The 24,230-nt window shown below is 57.9% G+C and carries 25 protein-coding genes and 2 tRNA genes; 15 read left to right on the top strand and 12 right to left on the bottom strand.

Annotated features, from left to right (window positions below):
* The first annotated feature begins 9 nt into the window (after positions 1–9).
* The 7 genes from C2U68_RS10060 to C2U68_RS10030 all read left to right on the top strand — a co-directional run bounded on the left by C2U68_RS10060 (position 10) and on the right by C2U68_RS10030 (position 5,384).
* Complete coding sequence (locus C2U68_RS10060; protein ID WP_140912350.1) at positions 10–2,460, top strand: heavy metal translocating P-type ATPase; 2,451 nt, start codon at positions 10–12, stop codon at positions 2,458–2,460.
* Positions 2,461–3,306: a sulfite exporter TauE/SafE family protein gene (locus C2U68_RS10055; protein ID WP_260839291.1), complete on the top strand. Its 846-nt coding sequence runs from the start codon at positions 2,461–2,463 to the stop codon at positions 3,304–3,306. It begins immediately after the preceding gene.
* Between the two features lie 61 nt (positions 3,307–3,367).
* Positions 3,368–3,443, top strand: a tRNA-Thr gene (locus C2U68_RS10050).
* Between the two features lie 236 nt (positions 3,444–3,679).
* Positions 3,680–3,877: a hypothetical protein gene (locus C2U68_RS10045; protein ID WP_140912349.1), complete on the top strand. Its 198-nt coding sequence runs from the start codon at positions 3,680–3,682 to the stop codon at positions 3,875–3,877.
* A complete protein-coding gene (locus C2U68_RS10040; protein WP_140912348.1) occupies positions 3,867–4,124 on the top strand; it encodes a type II toxin-antitoxin system RelE family toxin in 258 nt (85 codons plus the stop codon). The genes C2U68_RS10045 and C2U68_RS10040 overlap by 11 nt, the downstream gene beginning before the upstream one ends.
* A gap of 41 nt (positions 4,125–4,165) precedes the next feature.
* Positions 4,166–4,567 (top strand): type II toxin-antitoxin system MqsA family antitoxin, encoded by a 402-nt coding sequence (locus C2U68_RS10035; protein WP_140912347.1) that lies wholly within the window; start codon positions 4,166–4,168, stop codon positions 4,565–4,567.
* Between the two features lie 142 nt (positions 4,568–4,709).
* Entirely contained in the window at positions 4,710–5,384 is a 675-nt protein-coding gene (locus C2U68_RS10030; protein WP_140912346.1) for a hypothetical protein, read from the top strand.
* Positions 5,385–5,434: 50 nt separating this feature from the next.
* Here the strand turns inward: C2U68_RS10030 and C2U68_RS21810 are convergent, their stop codons facing one another.
* Positions 5,435–5,740, bottom strand: a complete 306-nt coding sequence (locus C2U68_RS21810) for a hypothetical protein (RefSeq protein WP_222101899.1) — start codon at positions 5,738–5,740, stop codon at positions 5,435–5,437.
* Here C2U68_RS21810 and xrtM point away from each other — a divergent pair.
* Positions 5,739–6,299, top strand: a complete 561-nt coding sequence (xrtM, locus tag C2U68_RS10020; RefSeq protein ID WP_140912345.1) for an exosortase family protein XrtM — start codon at positions 5,739–5,741, stop codon at positions 6,297–6,299. The genes C2U68_RS21810 and xrtM overlap by 2 nt on opposite strands.
* The gene (locus C2U68_RS10015; protein ID WP_140912344.1) at positions 6,271–6,894 is read left to right on the top strand and encodes a hypothetical protein; all 624 of its coding nucleotides are present in this window, start codon (positions 6,271–6,273) and stop codon (positions 6,892–6,894) included. The genes xrtM and C2U68_RS10015 overlap by 29 nt, the downstream gene beginning before the upstream one ends.
* Before the next feature lie 27 nt (positions 6,895–6,921).
* Here the strand turns inward: C2U68_RS10015 and C2U68_RS10010 are convergent, their stop codons facing one another.
* A complete protein-coding gene (locus tag C2U68_RS10010) occupies positions 6,922–7,878 on the bottom strand; it encodes a matrixin family metalloprotease (protein WP_260839290.1) in 957 nt (318 codons plus the stop codon).
* Between the two features lie 309 nt (positions 7,879–8,187).
* Here C2U68_RS10010 and C2U68_RS10005 point away from each other — a divergent pair, with 309 nt between their 5' ends.
* Positions 8,188–8,853: a hypothetical protein gene (locus C2U68_RS10005; protein ID WP_140912343.1), complete on the top strand. Its 666-nt coding sequence runs from the start codon at positions 8,188–8,190 to the stop codon at positions 8,851–8,853.
* Positions 8,854–8,924: 71 nt separating this feature from the next.
* On the opposite strand, the gene C2U68_RS10000 is transcribed toward C2U68_RS10005, so the two are convergent.
* Positions 8,925–9,254 (bottom strand): hypothetical protein, encoded by a 330-nt coding sequence (locus C2U68_RS10000; RefSeq protein WP_140912342.1) that lies wholly within the window; start codon positions 9,252–9,254, stop codon positions 8,925–8,927.
* Between the two features lie 206 nt (positions 9,255–9,460).
* Between C2U68_RS10000 and C2U68_RS09995 the strand changes: the two genes are divergently transcribed.
* The gene (locus C2U68_RS09995; RefSeq protein ID WP_140912341.1) at positions 9,461–10,690 is read left to right on the top strand and encodes a dicarboxylate/amino acid:cation symporter; all 1,230 of its coding nucleotides are present in this window, start codon (positions 9,461–9,463) and stop codon (positions 10,688–10,690) included.
* A 22-nt stretch (positions 10,691–10,712) separates the two neighbouring features.
* On the opposite strand, the gene C2U68_RS09990 is transcribed toward C2U68_RS09995, so the two are convergent.
* Positions 10,713–11,750: a GGDEF domain-containing protein gene (locus C2U68_RS09990; RefSeq protein WP_140912340.1), complete on the bottom strand. Its 1,038-nt coding sequence runs from the start codon at positions 11,748–11,750 to the stop codon at positions 10,713–10,715.
* A 281-nt stretch (positions 11,751–12,031) separates the two neighbouring features.
* Here C2U68_RS09990 and C2U68_RS09985 point away from each other — a divergent pair.
* Positions 12,032–12,107 (top strand) — tRNA-Val (locus C2U68_RS09985).
* Between the two features lie 141 nt (positions 12,108–12,248).
* Here C2U68_RS09985 and C2U68_RS09980 read toward each other — a convergent pair.
* Both C2U68_RS09980 and C2U68_RS09975 read right to left on the bottom strand, forming a co-directional pair.
* A complete protein-coding gene (locus C2U68_RS09980) occupies positions 12,249–13,058 on the bottom strand; it encodes an arylamine N-acetyltransferase family protein (RefSeq protein WP_140912339.1) in 810 nt (269 codons plus the stop codon).
* 109 nt (positions 13,059–13,167) lie between these two features.
* Positions 13,168–13,629: a metallophosphoesterase family protein gene (locus tag C2U68_RS09975; protein ID WP_140912338.1), complete on the bottom strand. Its 462-nt coding sequence runs from the start codon at positions 13,627–13,629 to the stop codon at positions 13,168–13,170.
* Positions 13,630–14,033: 404 nt separating this feature from the next.
* Between C2U68_RS09975 and C2U68_RS21805 the strand changes: the two genes are divergently transcribed.
* Positions 14,034–14,723 (top strand): PEP-CTERM sorting domain-containing protein, encoded by a 690-nt coding sequence (locus tag C2U68_RS21805; protein WP_140912337.1) that lies wholly within the window; start codon positions 14,034–14,036, stop codon positions 14,721–14,723.
* Positions 14,724–15,130: 407 nt separating this feature from the next.
* On the opposite strand, the gene C2U68_RS09965 is transcribed toward C2U68_RS21805, so the two are convergent.
* From C2U68_RS09965 to C2U68_RS09940, 6 genes are all read right to left on the bottom strand, one after another.
* Complete coding sequence (locus C2U68_RS09965; RefSeq protein WP_140912336.1) at positions 15,131–15,619, bottom strand: hypothetical protein; 489 nt, start codon at positions 15,617–15,619, stop codon at positions 15,131–15,133.
* A gap of 106 nt (positions 15,620–15,725) precedes the next feature.
* Complete coding sequence (locus C2U68_RS09960) at positions 15,726–15,926, bottom strand: hypothetical protein (protein ID WP_140912335.1); 201 nt, start codon at positions 15,924–15,926, stop codon at positions 15,726–15,728.
* Between the two features lie 130 nt (positions 15,927–16,056).
* Entirely contained in the window at positions 16,057–16,647 is a 591-nt protein-coding gene (locus C2U68_RS09955; protein ID WP_140912334.1) for a Uma2 family endonuclease, read from the bottom strand.
* 72 nt (positions 16,648–16,719) lie between these two features.
* Complete coding sequence (uvrA, locus tag C2U68_RS09950) at positions 16,720–19,536, bottom strand: excinuclease ABC subunit UvrA (protein ID WP_140912333.1); 2,817 nt, start codon at positions 19,534–19,536, stop codon at positions 16,720–16,722.
* Positions 19,537–19,702: 166 nt separating this feature from the next.
* Positions 19,703–21,583 (bottom strand): hypothetical protein, encoded by a 1,881-nt coding sequence (locus C2U68_RS09945; RefSeq protein WP_140912332.1) that lies wholly within the window; start codon positions 21,581–21,583, stop codon positions 19,703–19,705.
* Positions 21,584–21,595: 12 nt separating this feature from the next.
* Positions 21,596–22,036, bottom strand: coding sequence for a putative lipoprotein (locus C2U68_RS09940; RefSeq protein WP_140912331.1), 441 nt, complete (start codon positions 22,034–22,036; stop codon positions 21,596–21,598).
* Between the two features lie 253 nt (positions 22,037–22,289).
* Between C2U68_RS09940 and C2U68_RS09935 the strand changes: the two genes are divergently transcribed.
* Together C2U68_RS09935 and C2U68_RS09930 are read left to right on the top strand one after the other, a co-directional pair.
* On the top strand, positions 22,290–23,675 hold the full coding sequence (locus tag C2U68_RS09935) for an MFS transporter (protein WP_260839289.1): 1,386 nt from the start codon (positions 22,290–22,292) through the stop codon (positions 23,673–23,675).
* Positions 23,676–23,705: 30 nt separating this feature from the next.
* Complete coding sequence (locus tag C2U68_RS09930; RefSeq protein ID WP_140912330.1) at positions 23,706–24,173, top strand: single-stranded DNA-binding protein; 468 nt, start codon at positions 23,706–23,708, stop codon at positions 24,171–24,173.
* Positions 24,174–24,230 lie beyond the last annotated feature (57 nt).

The following is a 24,230-nucleotide window of genomic DNA, read 5'->3' as shown; positions in this document are numbered from 1 at the left end:
ATCCCGCCCATGGAAACCGAGATCCCAATCCCCAAAAACTTCGAGTTGCGCCACCAATTGCGCAACCGGGTACGCATCGTTTCGCGTGTGTTGGCCGACGATCCGGAACGCGGATATATCCTGGAAATTTTGCTGAAAAAGCGCCCGGAAATTAAACGGGTGCGCTCGGTGTTTGCGATCGGTTCGGTCGTGATCGAATTCGATTCCAGCCGGCTGCCGAAGAAGAATCTGTTGATTATGCTGGACGCCGTGTTGGGTAACATCGCCCAAAAGCAGACCGATATCAAACAGGATAAACGGAAAATCATCGACGGGCCGTTGCACGATATCGATTTGGCGGTGCAGGGCATGAGTTGCGCATCCTGCGCGCTGTTGATCGAAATGGTGCTTAACCGCGACGAGCGGGTGAAGAAAGCCGGTGTCAATTTCGCTACCGAAACCGTAAACGTGCAGGGCTGTTTGAGTTCGGCTGATGTGGTGGAAATCGTCGAACGGTTGGGCTATAGCGCAATGCCGGTCGATACGCTGTCGCAACGAAAGAAACTGATCGAAAAGGAGTTGCAACGAATTGACGTGGCCCGGCGCCGATTCGTAACCGCAGGGCTGTTGAGCATACCAGTAGTGGTCTCGGCGATGGCGATGGCTAGCCGGAGCTGGCTGCACTGGTTGCAATTCGCATTAACCACCCAAGTGGTGTTCGGCTCCGGCCGCCAGTTTTTCAGCAAGGCTTATCGCTTGGCCAAACAACGGGCGGCTAACATGGACAGCCTGATCGCATTGGGCGTCGGTTCGGCTTACGGTTACAGCGTGCCGGCCTTGTTCCGCGGCCGTGGCCATATATATTTCGAAGCCGCCGCAGCGATTGTCACCTTCGTCTTGCTCGGCCGTTACCTGGAAGAGCGCGCCCGCGGCAAGGCCGGCGAAGCGATTCGCAAATTAGTCGATTTACAACCGCAAACAGCGACCTTGCTGCTGGAGGGCGGTAACGAACGGCGCATCGATATAGACGATATCCGGATCGGCGATTTGCTGTTGGTGCGGCCCGGCGAGAAGATTCCGACCGACGGCCTGGTCGTCTACGGCATTTCCACCGTCGACGAAGCCATGATTACCGGCGAGAGCATGCCGGTGGTGAAGAATCCGGGCCACGCCGTGATCGGTGGATGCGTCAACGGTAATGGCGTGTTGCATGTCAAAGCGACTGCGATTGGCATGGACACCGTGCTGGCCGGCATCGTGCACATGGTCGATCAGGCGCAGGCGACCAAATTGCCGATCCAGAAACAGGTCGACAAAATTTCGGCGGTATTCGTGCCGGTGGTAATGGGGCTTTCTGCGGCGACTCTGGCCGGTTGGCTGCTGGCCGGAGCGCCGTTCGGCTTCGCCTTCGGCAATGCGATTACGGTGCTTCTAATTGCCTGTCCGTGTGCGCTGGGATTGGCGACGCCGGCGGCGATCATGGTCGGCGCCGGCCAGGCCGCCAAGCAGGGCGTCTACATCCGCAACGGCGAAAGTCTGGAAATCGCCAGCAAACTTAACGCGATCGTGTTCGACAAAACCGGCACCATTACCGAGGGCCGGCCCAGGGTTAGCAAGCTGGTCAAAATCTCGCGGATGGCTGAGGCCAAACTGCTGTTATTGGCGGCATCGGCTGAGAACAACTCGGAGCACTACCTGGGCAAAGCTGTGGTTGCCCACGCCCGCGAGCAGGGCGTCGAGCCGGGAGAGTGCGGCTATTTTTACAGCGAGACCGGCCGCGGCATCCGGGCCGAAGTGGCCGGACACAAAATTCTGCTGGGCAACCAGGCTTGGCTGGAAAGCCAGCAAGTGGCGGTCGAACGTCTGACTGAACACGCCGATTTGTTCGCCCGGCAGGGCCAGACTCCGGTGTACATGGCGGTGGACGGCAAAGAGGTTGCGGTATTTGCCGTGTCCGACAATCCGCGCGACGAGGCTGCAGAAGCCATCGCCCGCCTGCATCGTCTCGGTATCAAAACCATGATGGTGACCGGCGACACCGAAAAAACCGCGCATTTCATCGCCGATAAAGTTGGCATAGCCGACGTCGTCGCCAACGCCAGGCCGGAGCAAAAATTGCAAATCATCCGCCAATTGCAACAGGACGGCCGCAACGTCGGCATGATCGGCGACGGTATCAACGATGCGCCGGCACTGGCGGCGGCCAACGTCGGCTTTGCGGTCGGCGGCGGCGCCGACATTGCCATCGAATCGGCCGATCTGACTCTGGTGCAAGGCGATATCGGCAAGGTGACCGATACCATCGAGCTCAGCGCTTTTACCATCCGCGTCATCAAACAAAACCTGTTCTGGGCCTTCGGTTACAACACTGTAGCGATTCCGGTCGCGGCGCTCGGCAAACTGAATCCGATGATCGCCTCGGCGGCGATGGCGTTGTCCTCCGTATCCGTCATCGTCAATTCTCTGAGATTGAACAAGTAAATGAACCACCACAATATGGAAGGGATGGATCATGCCATGCACGGCATGACCGAAATGGCTGCGGCCAGCGGATTCGATTACACCTTGGCGTTTGCCGCCGGGTTTTTGGGCAGCGGCCATTGCCTCGGTATGTGCGGGGCATTGGTATCCGGCTATTTCATGAAAGCCGGAAAAAGCAAAAGCTACCTGCCTTATCTGGCCTACCAACTGACGCGGATTTCGGTTTACGCGACGATCGGCATGCTGGCTGCGGCATTGGGCGTGGTGTTGGTATCGAGCGGCTTGTTCGGCAAGATCCAAAGTATTTTGCAGATCGCGATGGGTTTGGTGGTTATCGCGCTGGCGATGGGGGTGCTGGGCTGGATTCCCTGGCAGGGCTCTTTGCGTCTGATTCCATTGACGGTTCTGCGCAAGGGGTATGCTACCGCCAATCAAAAAGGGCCGTTGATCGGGTCGGTGATCGCCGGCTTTCTGAATGGCCTGATGCCTTGCATGTTGACGTTTGCGATGGCGGTAAAGGCGACGACGGCAACCAGCGTGCTGGAAGGCGGCGCGTTGATGCTGGCTTTCGGTGCCGGAACGCTGCCGATGATGCTGTTCATCAGCGTCGCCTTCGGCAAAATGAGTGCCAAGCTGCGCGGCTACATGTTCAAAGCGGCAGCCCTGATCATGCTGGCGATGGGGTTGAATACCATCAATAACGGCTTGAGTTTTTATCTGGACCAGGATTTCGACCACAGCCATTTCCTGTTCTTCTTGCAGGCTCAGCTCGACCGGCTGATTCTGTTCCTGGCGCAAATCATGGATTACTTGTCCGGCATGATAGACAGCATCCGCAACAAGTAAGCCGCAGCGGTAAAAAGAAATGGATTAATCCGATTTTTTTTGTATAATGGCCAGCCAATTTGCTGGCGTAGCTCAGTTGGTAGAGCAGCTGATTTGTAATCAGCCGGTCGCGGGTTCGAGTCCCATCGCCAGCTCCATATATATTAAAGGCTTATGTCGAAAGACCTAGGCCTTTTTTATTGCCTTGTTCATAAAGTGTCCATTTTATAATGGCACTTTAAATCACTGTCGACTTGGTTGCTTACCCATCAGGTAGCGCGCGTCCAGGCTTTTGCTGGGCGTTTGATCCTGTTGCCGATAAACGCTATAAAATCCGATGATGAACACAAGCGACATCCTCAGCGTTAAATGTAACGAAAAAGGAGGCTCTAAAATGATCCAGTTACCACAACCTACTGAAACGCTGTTAATCAACGCCGCAACTGTTGCTGGTCAATCGCCGTTAACGTTTCTCGATAACCTATTACGAGAATACCTCGATGATCAAGCCGACATCCAGGCCGCCGCCCAGTCATTGACCGAACCCGGCGAAATCAGCCTGGACGAGATGCGTTTGAAATATGACCTATAGAGTTGTATTCAAACCAAGCGCCGAAAAAGCCTTTTCAAAACTTCCAAACGAGATTCAAAAGCGCCTCTATGCGGCGGCTTGCGATTTAGCCGAAAATCCACGGCCGCCAGGCTTCAAGAAACTGCACGGCGTTGATGATCTTTACCGCATCCGCGTAGGCGATTACCGGATGGTCTATACCATCGAAGATTGTGAATTAAAAATCCTTGTGGTTGCCATCGGCCACCGTCGAGAAATCTATCGTTAGCCAGAGCGCTAGCTGATTGTTTCGTTTAAGGAGCTGTGATTATGAAATGTCCATCCTGTGCGGTTGGCGAGCTGGTACACGATACCCGTGACGTGCCTTACACCTACAAAGGCGAAACCACCGTAATTCCGGGGGTGACTGGCGATTTTTGCCCGGCCTGCGATGAAGTGATTAACGATGCGGAAGAATCCAAACGCACCATGGCTTTGATGCTGGAATTCAACAAGCAGGTCAATGCCTCGATTGTAGACCCCGGTTTTATTGCCAGTGTCCGCAAAAAGCTGGCACTCGACCAGCGAGAAGCGTCGGAGATTTTCGGCGGCGGTATCAATGCCTTTTCCCGCTACGAGAACGGCAAGACCAAGCCACCGCTGGCCCTGGTGAAATTGCTTAAAGTCCTAGACCGCCATCCGGATTTGTTGGACGAGGTGAGGGCGGCTTAGGTTGGTTTTTGGATGCTGTCCCGTGGGACACTGGCGGGACACTTACGGATAATTCCTGAACCGGAGATGAATTATTGCATTTGTTGTGCATTACTTCACATGTTAGAGTTGCTTTCCTTTTAACTTACATGGTCAGTTGGTGATGAAGACTAAATTCGTTTTGTCGATCTTAGTAGCGTTTGGTTGGATGGGTGTGGCTCCAGTATCTCAAGCCGAGCTCGTTTATAAATTCTCAGGGCATATAACGCAGATCGAGTCCGATAGTGCGGGATTAATTGCCGCAGCTGGATTAAGTGTTGGCAGCGACATTCACTACGCTTTTTCAGTCGATTTTAACCGTCAGGCCGTGATTACGCACTATGACGGAAGCATTGAAGAACTAGAAGATCTTCCTCGTCCCGGAGAGCAAGGTAACATCTACGCGGATTTGTTTTATGCCGATTTCTTAGAGGGTGTCTTCATAAAAGACCCGGTTGCCTCAACCAAACAATGGCCAAACGGCGCCTTAAAGAACGATGGCGGTATTTACTCAACAAATCCATTATATTCATCCGGCTCTTTCTTTCACGTTGGCGGTTACTACTCAATGTCAGTGTTTAGAGAAAACCATCCTCAATTTTGGAAGGCTGGCGATCAAGTAAACGTTTTCAGTGGTGCAAATGTTCTTGACGGCCGCTTTTCGGGTTTTCGCGGCGTAGTGACCCTGGACCAAATCTCTCAAGTTCCTTTACCTTCCCTCGCTTGGATGTTTGGAGCGATGGTTATGGCCCTGTTTAAAAGAGAGAGGTACTCTTTCAGAATACGAGCCGGGTTATAACCGGCCCAAGACAAAGGCCCATCCATTGATTGGGCCTTTTTTTGTTGGTTTTATCGGCCCATTTTGCTAAGCGGATTCAACTTGAGCGAGCCGTTGCCTAGGATTTTTTGCAAGGTCAGGATATTGCCGCCGTTCATCATAAAATGGCTGGCGAAAGTGTGTCGCAAGACGTGGGTTAGCTGGCCCTTGCCGTTTGGCGAATAATGGCGATCAAGCGTAGCGCCAGAACGATACGGCCAAAGCTGAAGCTCAACAGCCTGGCAAAGCAAAGCGGCAGCCGGCTCGCTGCGGCGTTGCGCCGGGATCGAATCGACCGCAATTCTCAATCCGCTTGCCCGACTGGGTATCGAGACCATGGCAAATCCAATCGAATTAACCACTCCTGCCGCATCGATGGCGGCCAAGCTTCGGCGGTGGCGGTTTCCGCTGTTGTTTGCCGGCATCTACGGTTTGATGCATCGGGCTTATTTCCAAATTCCGGACGAGGTATTGCGGGACACGCTTTACCATTGGGGCCTGGTGCGGCCCGATGCGGCGTTGATCGATCTATTGGCGCCGGGCGAACGGGTGGCGGCCGTCGGCAACCATTTGGTTTCGGCGCGGGCTAACTTGGAGGTCGTGCGCGGATGCGACGGTTCCGGTGCGCTGTTTCTGGTGGTCTCGGCCATGCTGGCGTATCCGGCTGAGCTTGGTCGCAAACTGGCCGGCGTATTGGCTGCGGCGGTTTTCATGTATTTGCTGAACCTGCTGCGCATCGCCGCGATTTATGTTGTCGTTGCCTATTATCCGGCTTGGTTTCTGCCGGCCCATACCTATTTTGCGCCGACCTTGATCGTCGTGTTGGGCTGCTTGTTTTTTGCCTGGTGGGCGGCGTCGGGAGGTGCGGATGCCGATGGAAACCGCCGCGTTAGTTAAATTCAGCACCAGGCTGCTGCTGGTCTGGTTGGCGCTGTCGGTATCGGCTTTCATATTTCGCCAGCCCTTGGGCGAGTTTTTACTGCCATTCGTCGACTTCGGCATGCGCGAATGGAGCCGGGATTTTGCGCCGGGGCTGGCCTTGGCTGTCAAAGATGGCGACTATTTGATTTCGGTCTCGGCTTGGGTGTTGCGGCCGATTCCGGTAGTCGCCGGCTATACCGTCAATCCCGGCGCCCAGATGACGGCCGGCACCCATCTGACCCATACCCTGGTGCCGCCGGTGATCACCTTGTCCCTGGTACTGGCCTGGCCGGGAACGACCTGGGCGCAACGCGGCATCGCCGCCATCGGCGGTATTGTGCTGTCGTTACTGCTGGTAACCGTTACGGTGCCGCTACTGTTGCTGGGCAACCTGGAGATGATGTTTCAAAACATGGCCGAACAGGCCGGCCGCGTCAGACCGGTGCCGTTCAGCTTGGATGTCATGCTTTTTCTGGAGGGCGGCGGGCGTTGGCTGTTGGCCGTGTTGGCCGGGCTGCTGAGCGTCCGCGCCGGTCAACTTCTGGGCGGGCGGTGGCAAGTAAACAGCTGAACGGCCCGGCTGGAAGCGGGCTTGTACTCAACCCGGCAGAGGGGCGGCGTCGCGGCCGAGCAAGCGCTGGCCGATGGCGGCCAGCCCCATGGCGAATAGCCAATAAGCCGGCTCGGGTAACGGTACTTGGCGGGCGGGTGTGGTGGCCGCCACTTCCCAACCGATGTCGGAGAGCGCCGCCAGATCCAGGTCGGTAAAATTCTTGCGGGTGCCGGCGGCGATATTCGGCGTCATTGCCGCTTGGTAGCTGCCCAGGCCGTTGATGGTACTGGTTTGCCCGGATTGCCAATGCGCGGCGTCGGCCGACAGCAGCACGTCCTGACCGCCGTTGACCAATTTCGATTCCAGGCCGGTGAATTTGCCGCCTTGCAGCCAGCGGCTCCAGGAATTGGCGGTGCCGATGCCGAGCACGTGCCCCAATTCGTGCAAGGCCACCGAGTAAAAATCGAAGCCGCTAAACGACTCGGTGCTGGCGGGATCGCTATCGAAATACCAGGCCGAATCGGCGTCGAAACTGATAGACCCGCCCCAGGTGGCAAAATCCGTTGGTGGATTGGTTTGGGCGCCGCTTTCGCCGCGGTAGGCGGCCTGGTTCAAGAAGCTTTGGGTGCCGGAGATGCTGTAGCCGCCCGGTCCGCCCAAACCCAGCGAGTTGCCGCCCAAGTCGCGGCCGCCGACGAATACGGTCAGCGTGTCGGCGGTAACGTCGAACGATGCCAAATTTGCGGTCGCGCCGCTGTCCGGCCGGCTGAAGACCGCCGTGAACTGGTTGCTGCCATTGGAATCGATAGCCGCCAGACTGTCTTGCAGCAGCGCCGAGAAATATTGGCCCGCCGCATCCAGCGTGGTGCGTCTGGACAGATTGCTGCCGGAAAAGAAGCCGCCGTCGTAGCTGTAGTCGAAATGGATGGTGACAGCCGCCGCCGGGCCGGCCAGTAAACCGGCCAGCATCGCCGGCAACAAAATCGAATTCCTGTTTTTCAAAACAATCTCCTCGCATAGTGCATTAAGGTCAGGCGGCGCCGGCTGGAAAAACGTCGGCCGCCAGGCTGCAGCGTGCCCATTGGATCGGCACTGCGACATTCCGCGGAACAGTAAAGGCTTGACGCTGCAGCCGGCTTGGCCAAGCTCGAGCCGTTGGCCTAAGCTTGACGCGTCGATTTTACCGGGCGATGAAAATCCGTTTGCCGCTCGGCATTGCAGCATGACTTTGTGACGCGGTTCAAATAAAATGGGCGAGAATACTCCGGTATTTTTTGGGGTATTGTTAGCCAAATTCGAGGGGGAATCGATATGAAACTTCAAATTATTGCTGCGCTGTTATTGACGGCGGACATGGCGGCTGCCAACGCTTCCTACACCTCGCTGACCTTGCCCAGCCTCAACGCGGATATCAGAACCTGGACCGACGGGAGCAGTTACAACGGCCTGTTCCCCGGTACGCAGACCTTCAACGGCGTGCCGTTTCAACTGGCGGTCGATGGCGACGGCAACACCGCCTTCCATAACAGCCAGATCGATATTCCGGTCAATATCTTCGGCGTCACCCAGGCGTTTACCTTGATCAATACCGCATTCGGCGCCGATGGCGCAAACGTCGGCTACGTCAGCTTCAGCGGTAGTTCGGGCGACGTCTACACCGTCGACCTGATCGAAGGCCAAAACGTCCGCGACCATTACGACGGCGCATTCACTAACGCCATCAACGGCGTCGATGCGATCCCGGCATTTTCCGCCGGCAGCGGCCGGGCCCGGTTGGACCAGCAGATTTTCAATTTACCGGCGGCGTTCGCCAACCAAACTTTGCTCAGTATCCGCTTCCATTCCAACCAACAAGGCTTGGCCGGCGAGCCGTTCATCGCTGCGGCTACCGTGGCGGCAGTGCCGCTGCCGTCGGCGGTTTGGTTGTTCGGTACGGTTTTGGCCGGCGGCATCGGTTGGGCTAAACGCCGCGGCTAAGACAAGCCGCTGGCAAACTCCAGCGCGCCGAGCCGTCCGGCTTGGCGCTCTGCTTTGCCCGCTCGCCGCGCCTACCAAATATTCCCGGCGCCCGGGGTATAAGTCGCTGCCACGACATTGTTCGCAATCAGCGTTTCGCATTGGATGATGTTGGCGGCCTTCACGTTGTTGGCATTGATGGTTACCAGACTCGCGTTGACTTCGACATTCGCGGCAGCGCTGATCTGAAGCGATCCGTCGGGCGCGATTTGAACGACTTGCTCCAGCGCCGCCAAGCGTTGTTCCAGCTCGGCGATTCGCTCCAACGCCTGGCGCAAGCGGCGCGCGTCGGCGCTAAAGCCGGTTTTGGGTTTCAGGCGCGTGCAGGCTTTGCTTGCTGCGGGTTTGGGTCCGATCTTCATGCTTGTTCCTTTCGTTTTAGTGTTGTCGTTGCCGGCTGCAACCAGCCAATCAGCCGCAACCAGTCCCCATTTTTCCGCAAAGTACTGCCGGCATCGGCCGCCGGTCAACGAATTTTGTTTCGGCAACGGGCCGAAGGGCGACGTTCGATCGCTTCGCCGACGCCGGGGTTACAATCGGCATTACATGTTTGCATCAGGAGAACGCGGTGAAAATCGGATTGAACGGCCAAATTTTTCTCGGGGCGGCGCTGGGTATCGCGCTAGGCATCGGTTTCGCCGGATTGGGGCCGGAGGCGCCGCTTAGCCGGCAGGGGCTTTATCTGCTGGGTTTGGTCGGCACTTTGTTTGTCGATCTGTTGAAAATGGTACTGGTGCCGCTGGTGTTTACCTCGATCGCAGTCGGCGTTGCCAATTTACGCTTGCACAGCCAGCTCCACCGGGTGTGGATCGCAACGCTGGGCTTTTTCGTGTTGTCGATGGCGTTGGCGATCCTGCTCGGGCTGGGCGCGGCGATTTGGTTCGAACCCGGCAAAGGTCTGAATTTGGAGCTGTTCCAGCACGCCAGCCAAGGTTTTAGCGCCAAGCAGATGAGCTTCCCCGAGTTTATCGCCAGTTTCCTGCACGGCCTGTTCCTCAACCCGTTTGCCGCGTTGGCGCAGGCCAACGTGCTGGCGATAGTGGTGTTTGCGCTGCTATTGGGAATTGCGCTGGTGGTCGGCGGCGACCGTTACCGCAATATCCTGTTATTGCTGCAGGAAGGCTTGGAATTGATGTTGCGCCTGGTCGGCTGGATCATGCGGCTGGCGCCGTTCGGGATTTGCGCCTTGCTGGCGCAGTTGCTGGCGACGCAGAACATGGCTTTGTTGAGCAGTTTGGCCCAATTCGTCGCGGTCGTGATCGGTACCACCTTGCTGCACGGTTTCGTGGTGTTGCCGGGCTTATTATTCCTGGCGACCGGCGTCTCGCCGCTGAAGTTTTTTCGCGGCGCGCGTGCCGCGCTGCTCACCGCCTTTGCCACCAGTTCCAGCTCGGCGACGCTGCCGGTGACCTTGCGTTGCGCCGAGCAGCATCTGCACGTCAAGCCTAGTATTGCCGGTTTTGTAATCCCGCTTGGTGCCACCGTCAATATGGACGGCACTGCGCTGTACGAGGCGGCCGCGGCGTTGTTCGTCGCCAATCTGGCCGGGATCGAGTTGGATTTGGCGCAGCAACTGATCGTCTGTTTTACGACGATGGTGGCTGCCATGGGCGCGCCGGGCATACCCAGCGCCGGGATGGTGACCATGGTGATGGTGCTGCAAGCCGTCGGTTTGCCGGCCGAAGCGATCGCGATTTTATTGCCGGTGGATCGGGTGCTGGATACGGTCCGCACTATGGTCAATGTCGAGGGCGATATGGTGGGGTGCTTGATCGTCCAGCGCTTTGCCGAGGCCTGAACCCCAAGCGCGGCATCCGGGATTACGACGGCACGACTTTATTGCGGCCGCTTTGTTTGGCTTGATAGAGTGCCTTATCGGCTCTGACCAGAAAACTTTCCGAATCGTCGCCCTGTTGCAAGCGGGCGACGCCGATCGACAGCGTGATTTTGCCCAAGGGCTGGTTGTCGTTCTTGCGCTGCAGCTTGCTGGCTTCCATGGCGCTACGGATGTTCTCCGAGATTTGTATCGCCCGATCCGGGCTGGTATTCGGCATGATGATGGCAAGCTCTTCGCCGCCGTAGCGGGCGACGTGGTGATGGTCTTCGGCGTGTTTTTTCATCAGCGTGGCGACGTATTTGATCACGTTATCGCCGATGGTATGGCCGTAGGTATCGTTGATGCGTTTGAAATGGTCGATATCCAGCATCGACAGGCAGGCGGTTTCCGGCGCCGAGCGTTCGACGATCTCCGCCAAGGTCATATCGAAAGCGCGCCGGTTCAATAAACCGGTCAAGCCGTCGGTGGTGGCGATCTGTTTCACTTGGGCCAGTTCTTCCCGCAGTTGTTCCATTTCCCGGTTGGCTTCGGTTAACTTGGTCTGCATGGCCTGGCTGGTCAGTGCCAGCGATTTGGTTTCCTGGATGATTTCCTGCAGTACCGTTTTCAAGCCGTCGGATGCGGAAAAGTTTTCCAGAATCACCGACTTTTTCTGGAAGCTGTCGTTGGTTTCCTCGGCCTTGTTGTAAGTGTCGTTGATCGCGCTGGTGGCTTGTTCGATGACCTTGTGCAACTGGCGGTTGATCTGCTCGAACGATTCCAGCGAGGCGTTGCAAATATGGGTTTTATACAGCTCGACGCTGGTTTCGTAGTCGAACTTTTTCTGCTCGGAGATCAACGTATTGACCGCCCGGTTCAGGCTGGCATTGTTTTCGGCGACATAGTCGTACCAGATCGCGTAATTGATCGGATTGGCCGCGATATTGTGCCGAACCAGCAGCGGCAGAATCTGTTTCAGATAGTTGGCGTTTACGTTGGGAGAAAAATCGTAAATAGGCAGGAAAGGGGAGCTTTTACTCATGCGATTTTGTCGGTAAACGTAGGGTCGGGGGAAAGCTTATCAGACCGCAGGTTTTGTAGTCCATTGCTTACATCAGCCTAGGCTAAAATACGGATTTATCAAGCTCTCCGACGCGGCCGCGGCCAGTCTGCTCCGGGAGGCTTTGGAAACCGGCGCCGATCGGGACGGCGCACTGCCGGCATCGGCAGAATTTGGCGGCAAATCAGCCGGGTCGAGCGGAACCAACGACAAAAACAGTTTGCGCGCCGCGGCGATTTCGATAAAATGCGCGGCCTCGAGTCGGGTGCTTAGCTCAGCTGGGAGAGCATCGCCCTTACAAGGCGAGGGTCGGGGGTTCGAACCCCTCAGCACCCACCAGACTCGAAGTTTCAATATCGTTGCAGCCGGTTCCGGGCTGCACCTGATTCTGCTCTCGATCATTCGACTCGCAGAGTCATCTCTCGATTTGGGTTGCCTGCCTCGGCATTTAATCACGACTCAACCTTGTCTTGTTCCGATTCAAGCTTCTGATAACGCCAGCCGCTCGGCCAGCCTAGCCAATTGCTCGTCTGCCAGCTCGATGTCGAAATGGCCGCCCAGCAAATCGCCCAAATGCGCCCGGCTGTTAACCGGCGTGCTGACCTGTTCTCCGGCATGGAATTGGGAAAAGTTGGTGTTGAACAACTGCACCCAGCCCGAGGCGGTATTGCGGCAAATCAACAGATTTTGCGACAGCAGCGACTGATCCCAGGTCGTGCAGACCAGATTGGCCGCTTCCAGGTCGCAGCGCTGCACTCTGGAGCGGTCGAAACTGTACAGCGCAAACCAGTCGCCGTCTTGCTGCCGTTCCAGCACGGTTTCCCCCGATTCCGCCTCCAAACGCAAGCGAAACCGGTTATGGTCCAGGGTTTGTTCCTGCTCGGTGCCCAGCCGCAACGGCCGATAGTGGCTGGGACCGCCGAAACCGACATCGACCAGCCAGGGTTCGCCGTCGGCCTCGACGATAAAGGCCAAATGCAGGCGCGGCCCGCCTTCGCTGAGGCCCATCCGCACCCGCGCCATGATCGGCTGGTAGCTAAATCCCAGTTCGATTAGCGCCTGCTCGAATAAGCCGTTCAGCTCGAAGCAATACCCGCCGCGCCGGCTGGCGACGATCTTCGTCTTCAACGCCGCCGGTGCCAAGTCGGGCAGCAAGCCCAACAGCGGATTGATGTTCTCGAACGGAATCGCGCCGAGTTGCGCCTGTTGCAAAGCGCTCAGGCCGGCCAGGGTGGGTTCGGGGCGGGCTATGCCGATGCGGTTAAGGTAAGCGTTGAAGTCGAAACTCATGGTCGTTGGTTTTGTCGCGGTTAAGCGGGTTGAGTAGGCGCAGTTTGCGCTTACGTGTTTAAGTTGCGGCCGCGGCGAACTTATCCGCCGGTCGTTAAAACAAAGTCTCTCAAACCTGTAGCGGGATGATTCTAGCCTGCACCTGGTCGGATATGACCAGTTCGGCGACGCTGATCGGCAATTTAAAGCGGCGCGGACCGGCGCTGCCGGGGTTTACATACAACACGCCGTCCCGTTCCGCAATCGCCGGCCGGTGGGAATGGCCGGAAATCACAACCCGAATTCCGGCTGCCGCCGGATCGAGGGCAAGTTCGGCCAGATCGTGGATCAGGTAAATGCCGATTTGCGCCACCGTCAAACGGGCGGATTCAGGTAATTCCTCGGCCCATGCGCCTTTATCGTTATTGCCGCGCACCGCCGTCACCGGCGCCAACTCCCTTAGTGCTTGCAACACCTCCGGCTTGCCGACGTCGCCGGCGTGCAAAATCCGCTCGCAACCGCCAAGCGCCGCCAGCGCTTCCGGGCGCAGCAGGCCGTGGGTGTCCGAGATGATGCCGAGGCGGTGGTTCACAGTGGGAACAGATAATCCGTTTTTTGGAGTTTTATGCAATAGAAGGGCAATCGAATCGGCATGCAAAGTCTATCGGCTGAAATATATGTTCAATGTTTTTCGACAGTTTTCGGCCAATTGCGGGCGGCCCTTTAAATTTTTGATCGTCCGGTTAAGTGTATTTAGCAGAACTAGCCTAATGCCGATAGCCATCGGGTTGCTGCAAAACTAAGGATTAAGGGGCGTTTTGCTGCCTTTTTTAAGACTATCCGGAAGCCAATACCCAAAGTAGGTTGACTCGGGTGGGCCGCAGCAGGGCTTCCAAGGGCACCACGGCAGATTTAGGTAGGCGGTGGCCTCATTAAGCCCCCATCGGCTTTGCGGACAAACTTTCCACGTCGCCTGCCCGGTCATTCATTCGACTAATGATCGGTGACATAAAAGTTTCGACTGGCCCAGTTCATGCTTGCAAAAATAGCCAGGCGATTTGCCTTTACTACATCCCCCTTGGAGGACACATGCTACGCACCCTAACCGCTGTTTTATTTCTGTTGCTGCTGCCCCTGCACAGCAGCAGCGCTGCTTCGCTCGTCACCGATGCTAACGGTATCTTGACTGGCGCACGCGATATATTAGTCGGGGTAAACAAATACGATGTATTCATCCGTGACGGCTCGTGCGTGGGATTGTTTAGCGGCTGTGATGAGCAGAGTGATTTCCCGTTTATAGCTACTGACGCTTATCTTGCGGTTGACGCATTGTTAGCGCTTTTAATATCCGATGCTCGTTTCGTCCAAGACCCGTCGAGGATTTCCGGTTGTGTGGCGTCTACATTCGGCAACTGTATATTACTAACCCCATACACCCCATCCATTTTCCAACGAAACGTCGTCGACATATATGGACTAGTACTCCCAACTGATAGACAACCTTTCATTGGGTATACAGAAAACATAAGCAATAGTGACACATCCCGTGCGTCCGGCCGCACGTATGCGATCTGGACAAAAAGCCAACCGGCGACCGTCCCCGAACCTAGCACCCTGATGCTGCTCGGGGTCGGTCTGTTAAGTCAACGATGGTTGCGTACTCGGGGCAAAAGGGTTCCTGTTTAACAATGTCGCTCAATCCGGCCTTACACCAGCGCCGCCAACGCTGAACGTACTGCCCCAGAACCCAAGCCAGTTTCTCGGAACTGGCTTTTTTGTGGGTCTGTTGCTCATAAAGCCGGTGCAGTAGTTCAACCTGTTTTTTGACCGTGACGGTCGCCAGTTGCAAGGGTTGCCGGGAAAAGCGGTAACCGAGAAAATCAAAACCGTGCTCGCTCTTGCCGATGAAGGTTTTGGCGGGGGGTTGCTGTCAGGGCAAGCGGTTGCAGGTTTGATTTAAGGCTATTCCCCTCACCCCAGCCCTCTCCCGCGAGGAGAGGGGGCTTTCACGACAGTCTCTAGGTCTGAAGGATGCGCGGAACAAGGTGAAGCGCATCGTTCGCGGACGGTGCGGTTCGTAAACTCACCACACCCTACATCGGCTTTAGGGTCGCGTAGCAGTTTTGATTGAGCTGCGTGTCTGGGGCGCTGGCTGGGTAGTAGCCCTTGACATCGGTTTTGCAAACAAAGCGGTAGTCGCCCAGCTTGGCCTGGATCTGGGTCACGGTGCGTTTGAGGCCGCCATGGCCTTTGACATGCACGCAGGCCGGCGACACGGTCAGCCGGTCCTGCAGCCAAGCGCTCAACAGCTTGATGACCACCGCGTCTTCAGCCGACCATAGATGCACGACCTGACCATCGGTTTTGCACAGCCGATGCTGCGGGGAAAATCGATAGTCACCGCTCTGAATCTTCGCCAATAGCCCGCTCTTGCGCGCCGGCCAATGCCGTCGCCAGTGCCGGATATCGGCATCCGCCGGAAAATGCCGGCGTTGCCGGCAGACGGCCAGAAACGCCTGCTGCAAGTGCGCAGGCGTGAGGGGTAAAGCTCTGGCGTTAGCGGGTTTTTGCGGTGTCGACATCGTCGAATCCGTGGGTGTCAGCTTTTTATGCACATCAATTGACTGCAGTGGTCGATTTTAAATAATGGAGTGTCAAGTTAAAAATCATAGTTTTGTTTGATTTCAATCAATTAAAACCGATTTTCACATCCATCAGGGTGACTGTGCTTCTGTCAGTTTTTTTTACAAAATGGCCGTTTTTGGTATGAGGCATTTCACATTTTTTGGCAATCTGCCCGATAGAACAGTGGCTTTTGCTGCGGCTTTTGTGATTGCTTTCGGCGATGAAATCAACCGCCAAGGCATTGGGGCTTCGAAGCTGAGGCATTGGCGGGCGTTTGGCGCACTACGAGTTCGTCGCCGAGACGCAAAATTGCCATGCGGGTGGCATCAGGACGAACGTCCTCGGCTAAACGGCAGGTTTGGCTGTGCAGGCCTTGATGACGCCGCTGTATCCTTCAATAATCCTTGGGCAAGCGCGAGACCAACTCGTCCCAACGAATCACGATCTCCGGCAAAATACCGACCTGGGTTTCGCCTTCCAGCGGGTACAGCTCGGGTTTGCCGTATTCGCCGTTTTGCAGTTTGTAGACGAACAGCAGGCGGTCGACAGGGTGGACCAGCCAGTATTCGCGGACGCCGTGGCGTTGGTATAAATCGCGTTTTTTGATCTGGTCGTGACTGGCAGTGGACGGCGACAACACTTCCACGACCCAGTCCGGCGCACCGCGCACGCCGCGTCTGTCCAGTTTATCGGCGTCGCAGACGACTAACACATCGGGTTGTACGACGCTGGTTATCAGTTCGTCTGCTTCGTCGTGGCTCGGTAGGCGTACGTCCAGCGGCGCGATGAAGGCGCGGCTGGAACTGCCTTGCAATGCGTTGGCGGTTTGACAATAAATTTCCCCGGCAACGTCTTGATGGGCCAAATCGGGTGTCGGCGACATCAGATAGGCGGCGCCGTCGATCAATTCGTAGCGCACGTCGTCCGGCCATTGTCGATATTCGCCGTAGGTGTGTTGTTGCCGGTCTTTTAGCGCTAGGGCCATGGCTCGTCTCCTTCGTCTACCCTTTATGGGACTGATCCTAATCAGCAGTCCATCGCGCGGCGGCAAGTCGCATCAACTGAAAAACCGCTTTAAATAAGCCCCGGTATGCGAAGTCTTATGCTTGGCGATTTGTTTGGGCGTGCCTTCCGCGACTAGCGTGCCGCCGCCGCTGCCGCCTTCCGGGCCCATGTCGACGATCCAGTCGGCGGTCTTGATCACGTCCAGGTTGTGTTCGATCACGATCAGGGTGTTGCCGTGGTCGCGCAGGGTGTGCAGTACGCTCAGCAATTGTTTGATGTCGTGGAAGTGCAGGCCGGTGGTCGGTTCGTCGAGGATGTACAGCGTGGTGCCGGTGTCGCGTTTCGACAGTTCCTTCGCCAGCTTGACTCGCTGCGCTTCGCCGCCGGACAGGGTTACCGCGTTCTGGCCCAGCGTGATGTAGCTCAGGCCCACGTCGATCAGGGTTTGCAGTTTGCGCGCCAGGCTGGGGATGGCCGAGAAAAACGCCGCGGCGTCTTCGACCGTCATTTCCAGCACTTCGTGGATGGTCTTGCCTTTGTAGCGGATTTCCAGGGTTTCCCGGTTGTAGCGCTTGCCGTGGCAGATGTCGCAAGGTACGAAGATGTCGGGCAAAAAGTGCATTTCCACTTTGATCACACCGTCGCCGGCGCAGGCTTCGCAGCGGCCGCCCTTGACGTTGAAGCTGAAGCGGCCGGGGTTGTAGCCGCGCGAGCGGGCTTCCGGCACCGCGGCAAACAATTCGCGGATCGGCGTGAAGATGCCGGTGTAGGTGGCCGGATTCGATCTTGGCGTGCGGCCGATCGGGCTTTGGTCGATGTCGACTACCTTGTCGAACTGCTCCAGGCCTTCGATGGCCTCGCATGGCGCCGGGATGCAACTGGCGCCGTTGATGACGCGGGCGGCATGGCTGTAGAGCGTATCGTTGATCAAGGTCGATTTGCCGGAGCCGGAGACGCCGGTGACGCAGGTCAACAGCCCCACCGGAAAACTGGCCGTGACGTTCTTCAGGTTGTTGCCGCTGGCACCTTTGATGGTCAATTGCCGGGCCGGATCGTTGGCGACGGTTTGCTTCGGCACCGCAATGGTTTCCGCGCCGGACAGGTATTGGCCGGTCAGCGAGTTGGCGTCGGCCAAAATTTGCGCCGGTGTGCCTTGGGCGACGATTTGGCCGCCGTGGACGCCGGCGCCGGGGCCGATGTCGACGATGTGGTCGGCGGCGCGGATGGCGTCTTCGTCGTGTTCGACCACGATCACGGTATTGCCGAGGTCGCGCAGTCTGAACAAGGTATTCAGCAAGCGCTCGTTATCGCGCTGGTGTAAACCGATCGACGGCTCGTCCAGCACATACATCACGCCGACCAGGCCGGCGCCGATCTGCGAGGCGAGACGGATGCGCTGGGCTTCGCCGCCGGACAGCGTGTCGGCGCTGCGGTCCAGCGTCAGATAGTCCAAGCCGACGTTGACCAGAAATTCCAGCCGCTCCTGAATCTCTTTGTTGATTTTGGCGGCGATCTCGCCGCGATGGCCAGCGATGGTCAAGGCCTGGAAGAAATGCAAGGCGTCGCGGATCGGCAGCCGGGTCAAATGGTGCAAGGGCTGGTCCTCGACGAACACATTACGGGCGCCGATGTTCAAACGGGCGCCGTCGCAGACCGAGCAGGTCTGTTGCGCCAGATATTTCGCCAGTTCGTCGCGCACCATTTGCGAGTCGCTCTCCCGATAGCGGCGCTCCATGTTGGGAATGATGCCTTCGAACGGATGGCGCGACACTTTGGGTTTGGCGTTGCCCATCTGAAATTGAAACTCGATGTTTTCGCTGCCACTGCCGTACAGAATGATGGCCTGCACGTCGCGCGGAATCTTGGCGAACGGCGCTTCCGGATCGAAGTTGTAATGCGCCGCCAGCGCGCAAATGATCTGGTAGTAATAGGCATTGCGCCGATCCCAGCCGCGCACCGCGCCGCCGGCCAGACTGATGTCCGGGTTGTGCACCACCAATTGCGGATCGAAATGCTGGCGCACGCCCAGGCCGTCGCAACTGGGGCAGGCGCCTTTCGGGTTGTTGAAGGAGAAGATGCGCGGCTCCAGCTCGCTGAGGCTGTAGCCGCAATGCGGGCAGGCGTAACGTTCCGAGAACAGCAGTTGCTGATCGGTTTCCATCGACGCGGCAATCGCCAAACCTTCCGACAGCCGCAAGGCAGTTTCGAACGATTCGGCCAGGCGCAATTGGATGTCGTTTCTGATTTTGAAGCGGTCGACGATGACTTCGATGGTATGTTTTTTCTTTAAATCCAGGGCTGGCGGTTCGTCCAGTTCGTAGACTTCGCCGTCGATGCGGGCCCGCAAAAAGCCTTGCGCCTTCAAGTCTTCCAGCAATAAGACGTGCTCGCCCTTGCGATCGTTAATCACCGGCGCCAGCAGCATCCAGCGCTCGCCTTCCGGCTGCGCCAGCACCTGATCGACCATCTGGCTGACGGTCTGCGCCTGCAACGACACGCCATGCTCCGGGCAGCGCGGAATGCCGACGCGGGCGTACAGCAGCCGTAGGTAATCGTAAATCTCGGTGATGGTGCCGACCGTCGAACGCGGATTGTGCGAGGTGGATTTTTGCTCGATCGAAATCGCCGGCGACAGGCCTTCGATATGGTCGACGTCCGGCTTTTCCATCATCGACAAGAACTGGCGGGCATAGGCCGACAACGACTCGACGTAACGGCGCTGGCCCTCGGCATAAATGGTATCGAAGGCCAGCGACGACTTGCCGGAACCGGACAGGCCGGTGATGACGATCAATTTGTCGCGCGGCAGGTCGAGGTCGATGTTTTTCAGGTTATGGGTGCGGGCGCCGCGTATGCTGATGGTGTCCACTGCGGTAAAGTCCTGGGATTTTTAACAGCCGGATACTATACGGGGAATGCCGGGGCTTGGGCAAAGGGGGATTGATGACGAGGCAAAGATTTTCGTCACCCCAAAGGCGAACCGGAACCGGGTGTCGATGATGAGACAAGTACCGTTTTAACCAGCAGATACCGATTCAGTTGTTGGGTGCGGTTACGTCCGGCAACAAATGCGGAAACGAGCCCTTGCGGATGTTAAAAAACACCAACTCCGGCAGACTCACCGCCCAGCCTTTCATGCCTTTTGCCAGGTGTTGGCCTGCGTCCCACGGCCAGCTCAGTAGGCCGAATCCGGTTTCCAGCGCCGCTGCGGCCAGATTGACGCCGCCTTGCAGCGGCCGCGGCCAGGCCGCGTCCTGGGTGAAAAACACGAAGGCGGCGTCGCTGCCTTGCCAGCGGTATAAGGACGAGGTCAAGCTGTTCGATTCCTGTAGATCCACCCACCAATCCGGCGCGGTCCGATAACGCTCTTGAATTTGCCGGTCACGGTAGGCCGGCAGTTGGTAACTGGCAACGGTGCGGTAGCGTTCGCCGACCCGGTCGAAGGCGACGAACGGAATCGGATTCGGAAAATGGCCGTCCAGATAAGCGCCCAGCGCCTGCTCGGATAGCGTCGCCAGGTCGGATGCATCGACTGTGGCCGACGCTTGCGCGGCGGCGGTCGCATTCAGCAATTGAAAGACTTCGGTCACGCAATTGCGCTGTACTAGATGATAAGCGTAACGCTCAAACAATTGCTGCCGGTAATCGGCCAAGCGGGCGGCAGCACCGGCGCGGTAAGCCTCGGCTGTCGCCGCCGGCAGCGGTGGGCGGGGCCAGTCCGCCGACGCGGATTTGTCCGGCGTATTGCTGAAGCGGGGTAGGGCGGCGGCTGGTTGTTCCGATAGGGCGCGTTCCAACGCGAATACCGCATTCGCGCCGTGTTCGATCGTGGCATAGCTACGTTCGTCGAGCGCTTGCGCCGCAGCCAATGGGGCGTTGGCGGCGCCCAATAATTGCCGGGAATACTTCAGCGCGGCCGGCAGGTCCACGGCCGGCGCATACGGGTCGGCGTCGGCAGCGCGCCGATCCAGTACCGTCAGATAGCCGCCGGCCAAGGATTGATGCAGGGCGTGCAGCCGGGCCATGCCCACCAACAGCGGATAACCCCAATCCGGCCGCTCGCTGTTCAGCAGCCGGAGCAGATCGGCGCGGGTTTGGTCCCGGTATCGGCGGAGCGCGTTTTGCTGCGCTTCGCTCAGCCGGTAATGCGCGCCGCTCAGGGTCAATAACGCATCGGCCCGCGGCGATTTGCCGGCCAGCAGCAGGTCGAGCGCGGCCAGGTTCAGCAAGCGGTTTTTGTAATGCTGGGCGAAAGTCAAACGATCGGCCGGCGGGACCGAAGCGCTTGCTTGCGCCGAATCGTCGGGCGCCAGCGTCGACAACTCCTGCCATAGGTCCCGGCGTTTTTGCGTCAGAAAATCCGGGCCGTAGCTTTGCAGCGCCATCGAGCGCAATGCCGCCAGTTCCGGACTGTCGCCGCCTGCGGCCGCAGCCGGAATCGGTGCGGCCAGATACTCTTCCAGAAAATAGCCTAGCGCCCGCAGACGCAGTTGCGGAACCTGCTCCGAATCCTGCAGATCGCGGCTCAGATCGGCGTCTTCCTGTAACGCGCGCAACAGGCTGAGTTCGCGATTTTGTTGCGCCAGCCGGCTATCGAAAGTCTCTTGCAAGGCTTGGTAGTAGGCGTCGGCGACTTCGATGCGGTGACCGTGCAGGGTGCGGTTCTGCTGGTCGGCATAAGCGAAGCGGAACGCGGCGAAGTCGTCGCGGTACAGCCGTAGCAAGCCCGGCTCGACGTGCTGGAAATGGTAGACCCGGTTGCCGAAGCGGAGTGCGGCGTGGCCGCCGCTGGCGTTGCCCTCGTTGGCTTCGATGTACAAAAAGTCGAAACTGGCGGCGGCGACCGATCCGGCCGCGACCGCCAGTAGCGCGCTAACCAGCCAGCAGCCGAAAACCAAGCGAGCACGCTGCCGCATGGCCGGGTCCGGTTATTTTTTCAGGCCGTCTTCGATGGCTTGTTTTTTCATCGGATCGTTACGGCTCAGGCTTTCCGTGAACGCCGAGATTTGCGGCTTGCCGAGCTTGGCTTTGCGCAGGCCGCGGCCGATGCCGAGGTAGGTGTAGCGGTCGTTCTCCCAATCGGTGATGCCGTGGTTTTCCGCGAGTTCGCTCAAGCGGGTGCGAAAGCTGTCCAGCGTGCCGCTGGAGCTGACCACGAAATCGGCCGTGTAATCGGCGACGTCTGTCTCGTATTTTTCCTTGGCGTCGCCCGAGGAATCGGAACTGGACTTGAACGGGCTGGAGGCACTGTTGAACAAGGCTTTCGAGCTGTCGAACGCGCTTTCCGAACTGGTGGAAAACGAGCAGGCGCCGAGCAGGCTGCCGCCGAGTAGCAAGGCGGTCAAATGCAGCAGGGTGAAACGGTTCATGGCGTCCCTCCGGGAGGCGAGTTTGAAATTCGGGGTTAACGGACCCGACCGGGTCCGAAGCAAAGTCAGAGTATATCGCGAGCCTGCATCGTCGGTAAGCGGGCCGTGGCTTGGGGTGGGCGCGCAACCGGCGCAGGCCGGCAATCCGCGCCCGGCGCCCGGCCGATTTCGCCGGTTCGCGCTGGAGGAAGCCGGCGAGAAACTGGTACTATAAGCGGCTTAAATCGTACCGAGGCAAAGAGGAGTTACAGGTTTGACACAGGTTCAGGATATTACCAGTCCGATGACGGCCATGGAGAAGCGGGCGACCGTGTCGCTGGCCAGTATCTATGCGCTCAGAATGCTGGGTTTGTTCATGCTGCTGCCGGTGTTGTCGCTGTTTACCGAGCAAATGCCGGGTTCCACGCCGAAACTGGTCGGTTTGACCATGGGCATTTACGGCTTGACCCAAGCCATTTTGCAAATTCCGTTTGGCCTGCTGTCCGACCGCTTCAGCCGCAAGACTGTGATCGTGATCGGCTTGGTCTTGTTCGTGGCCGGCAGCATTTGGGCGGCATTGGCTACCGATATTTACGGCGTCCTGATCGGCCGGGCCTTGCAGGGTTGCGGGGCGATTTCGGCGGCGGTGATGGCGCTGCTGGCCGATTTGACCCAGGAAGTACACCGCACCAAAGCCATGGCGACGATAGGCGCCAGCATCGGCGTTTCGTTCGGCGTTGCCATCACGCTGGGGCCGATCATCGCCCACCAGTTCGGCATTGCCGGTATTTTCTGGATGATCGCGTTACTGGCCGCGCTGGCGATACTGGTGATTCTGTTCGTCGTACCCAATCCGGAAAAAATCAGCACTCACCGCGACGCCGAATATATTCCGTCGGAATTGAGCAGCGTCATTACCAACCCCGACCTGCTGCGCCTGAATTACGGCATTTTTGCCTTGCATTTGATCCTGATGGCCAGCTTCGTCGTGGTGCCCTTGCTGATGCGCGATGCCGGCCTGGATGGCGGTAGCCACTGGATGGTGTACTTGCCGGTGTTGGTGACCTCGATGGCCGGCATCATTCCGTTCGTCATCATTGCCGAGAAGAAACGCAAGATGAAGCCGGTGTTTCTTGGCGCAATCGCGACCCTGGTCGTCGCCAATCTCGGCTTCGTGGTGTTGCACGGCCAGCTGATCGGCCTGATCGCCTGTCTGTGGATTTTCTTCTGCGGTTTTAATTTGTTGGAAGCGACTTTGCCGTCGTTGATCTCGAAGACCGCGCCGGGCGATTTAAAAGGCACTGCGATGGGGATTTACTCCAGCGGCCAGTTCCTCGGCGCGTTTCTGGGCGGGGCGGCCGGCGGTTGGCTGTACGGCGAATTCGGCGCCGTTGCCGTGTTCCTGTTCTCGGCCGGGGTGGCCGCCAGTTGGGTGCTGATCGCGCTGTTCATGTCGCCGCCGCGCTATTGGGCCAATCTGCTGCTGCCGTTACAAGGCGTTGCCGCCGAACGGGGTAGCGACTTTTCCAAACAATTGCTGGCGATTGCCGGCGTCGAGGAAGTCCGGCTGCATTTCGAAGAACGCGCCGCTTATCTGAAGGTCGACAGCCAGCGCCTGGACAAAGACCAACTCAACCAATTTTTACAGCAATGGCGTTAGGCTGCTGCTGAACAACACACGGAGACAACCATGCTGAACAAAGTCATGCTGATCGGCCGCCTCGGCGCCGATCCGGAAGTACGTTACATGCCGAGCGGCGACGCCATCACCACGATCCGGCTGGCGACTACCCGCCGTTGGCGCGACCGCAATACCAACGAGCGCAAGGAAGAAACCGAGTGGCACCGGGTGGTGTTTTTCAGCGGCTTGGCCAAAATCGCCGGCGAGTACTTAAAAAAGGGCAGCCAGGTCTACGTCGATGGCCGTATCCGTACCCAGAAATGGCAGGGCCAGGACGGCCAGGACCGCTACACCACTGAAATCGTCGCCGAAAACATGAACATGCTCGACAGCCGTAGCGGCGGCACTACCAGCTACGCCGACAGCAATACGCCGCCGCCGAGTGCCTACGACAACCGCCCGGCAGGCGCTGGCGGCAGCCCGGCGCCTGCCGGCCCGGCCGCGTATGACGATTTCGACGACGACATTCCGTTCTAAAGTACGCCGCGATCGTATCTATAAAAAGCCCCTGCTCAGGGGCTTTTTTGGTGTCCC

This window comes from Methylomonas koyamae (genome assembly GCF_006483455.1).
Lineage (GTDB): Bacteria > Pseudomonadota > Gammaproteobacteria > Methylococcales > Methylomonadaceae > Methylomonas > Methylomonas koyamae_B.
Note: the sequence above shows the minus strand (reverse complement) of the source record. Positions and strands in the feature narration are given on the sequence as shown.

What these genes read in the sequence shown, in the direction of transcription:
- C2U68_RS10060 (WP_140912350.1), top strand. Translation starts at nt 10, where the DNA reads ATGGAAACCGAGATCCCAATCCCCAAAAACTTCGAGTTGCGCCACCAA.
- C2U68_RS10055 (WP_260839291.1), top strand. Translation starts at nt 2,461, where the DNA reads ATGAACCACCACAATATGGAAGGGATGGATCATGCCATGCACGGCATG.
- C2U68_RS10045 (WP_140912349.1), top strand. Translation starts at nt 3,680, where the DNA reads ATGATCCAGTTACCACAACCTACTGAAACGCTGTTAATCAACGCCGCA.
- C2U68_RS10040 (WP_140912348.1), top strand. Translation starts at nt 3,867, where the DNA reads ATGACCTATAGAGTTGTATTCAAACCAAGCGCCGAAAAAGCCTTTTCA.
- C2U68_RS10035 (WP_140912347.1), top strand. Translation starts at nt 4,166, where the DNA reads ATGAAATGTCCATCCTGTGCGGTTGGCGAGCTGGTACACGATACCCGT.
- C2U68_RS10030 (WP_140912346.1), top strand. Translation starts at nt 4,710, where the DNA reads ATGAAGACTAAATTCGTTTTGTCGATCTTAGTAGCGTTTGGTTGGATG.
- xrtM (WP_140912345.1), top strand. Translation starts at nt 5,739, where the DNA reads ATGGCAAATCCAATCGAATTAACCACTCCTGCCGCATCGATGGCGGCC.
- C2U68_RS21810 (WP_222101899.1), bottom strand. Translation starts at nt 5,740, where the DNA reads ATGGTCTCGATACCCAGTCGGGCAAGCGGATTGAGAATTGCGGTCGAT.
- C2U68_RS10015 (WP_140912344.1), top strand. Translation starts at nt 6,271, where the DNA reads ATGCCGATGGAAACCGCCGCGTTAGTTAAATTCAGCACCAGGCTGCTG.
- C2U68_RS10005 (WP_140912343.1), top strand. Translation starts at nt 8,188, where the DNA reads ATGAAACTTCAAATTATTGCTGCGCTGTTATTGACGGCGGACATGGCG.
- C2U68_RS10000 (WP_140912342.1), bottom strand. Translation starts at nt 9,254, where the DNA reads ATGAAGATCGGACCCAAACCCGCAGCAAGCAAAGCCTGCACGCGCCTG.
- C2U68_RS09990 (WP_140912340.1), bottom strand. Translation starts at nt 11,750, where the DNA reads ATGAGTAAAAGCTCCCCTTTCCTGCCTATTTACGATTTTTCTCCCAAC.
- C2U68_RS09980 (WP_140912339.1), bottom strand. Translation starts at nt 13,058, where the DNA reads ATGAGTTTCGACTTCAACGCTTACCTTAACCGCATCGGCATAGCCCGC.
- C2U68_RS21805 (WP_140912337.1), top strand. Translation starts at nt 14,034, where the DNA reads ATGATCGGTGACATAAAAGTTTCGACTGGCCCAGTTCATGCTTGCAAA.
- C2U68_RS09965 (WP_140912336.1), bottom strand. Translation starts at nt 15,619, where the DNA reads ATGTCGACACCGCAAAAACCCGCTAACGCCAGAGCTTTACCCCTCACG.
- C2U68_RS09960 (WP_140912335.1), bottom strand. Translation starts at nt 15,926, where the DNA reads ATGCCTCAGCTTCGAAGCCCCAATGCCTTGGCGGTTGATTTCATCGCC.
- C2U68_RS09955 (WP_140912334.1), bottom strand. Translation starts at nt 16,647, where the DNA reads ATGGCCCTAGCGCTAAAAGACCGGCAACAACACACCTACGGCGAATAT.
- C2U68_RS09945 (WP_140912332.1), bottom strand. Translation starts at nt 21,583, where the DNA reads ATGCGGCAGCGTGCTCGCTTGGTTTTCGGCTGCTGGCTGGTTAGCGCG.
- C2U68_RS09940 (WP_140912331.1), bottom strand. Translation starts at nt 22,036, where the DNA reads ATGAACCGTTTCACCCTGCTGCATTTGACCGCCTTGCTACTCGGCGGC.
- C2U68_RS09930 (WP_140912330.1), top strand. Translation starts at nt 23,706, where the DNA reads ATGCTGAACAAAGTCATGCTGATCGGCCGCCTCGGCGCCGATCCGGAA.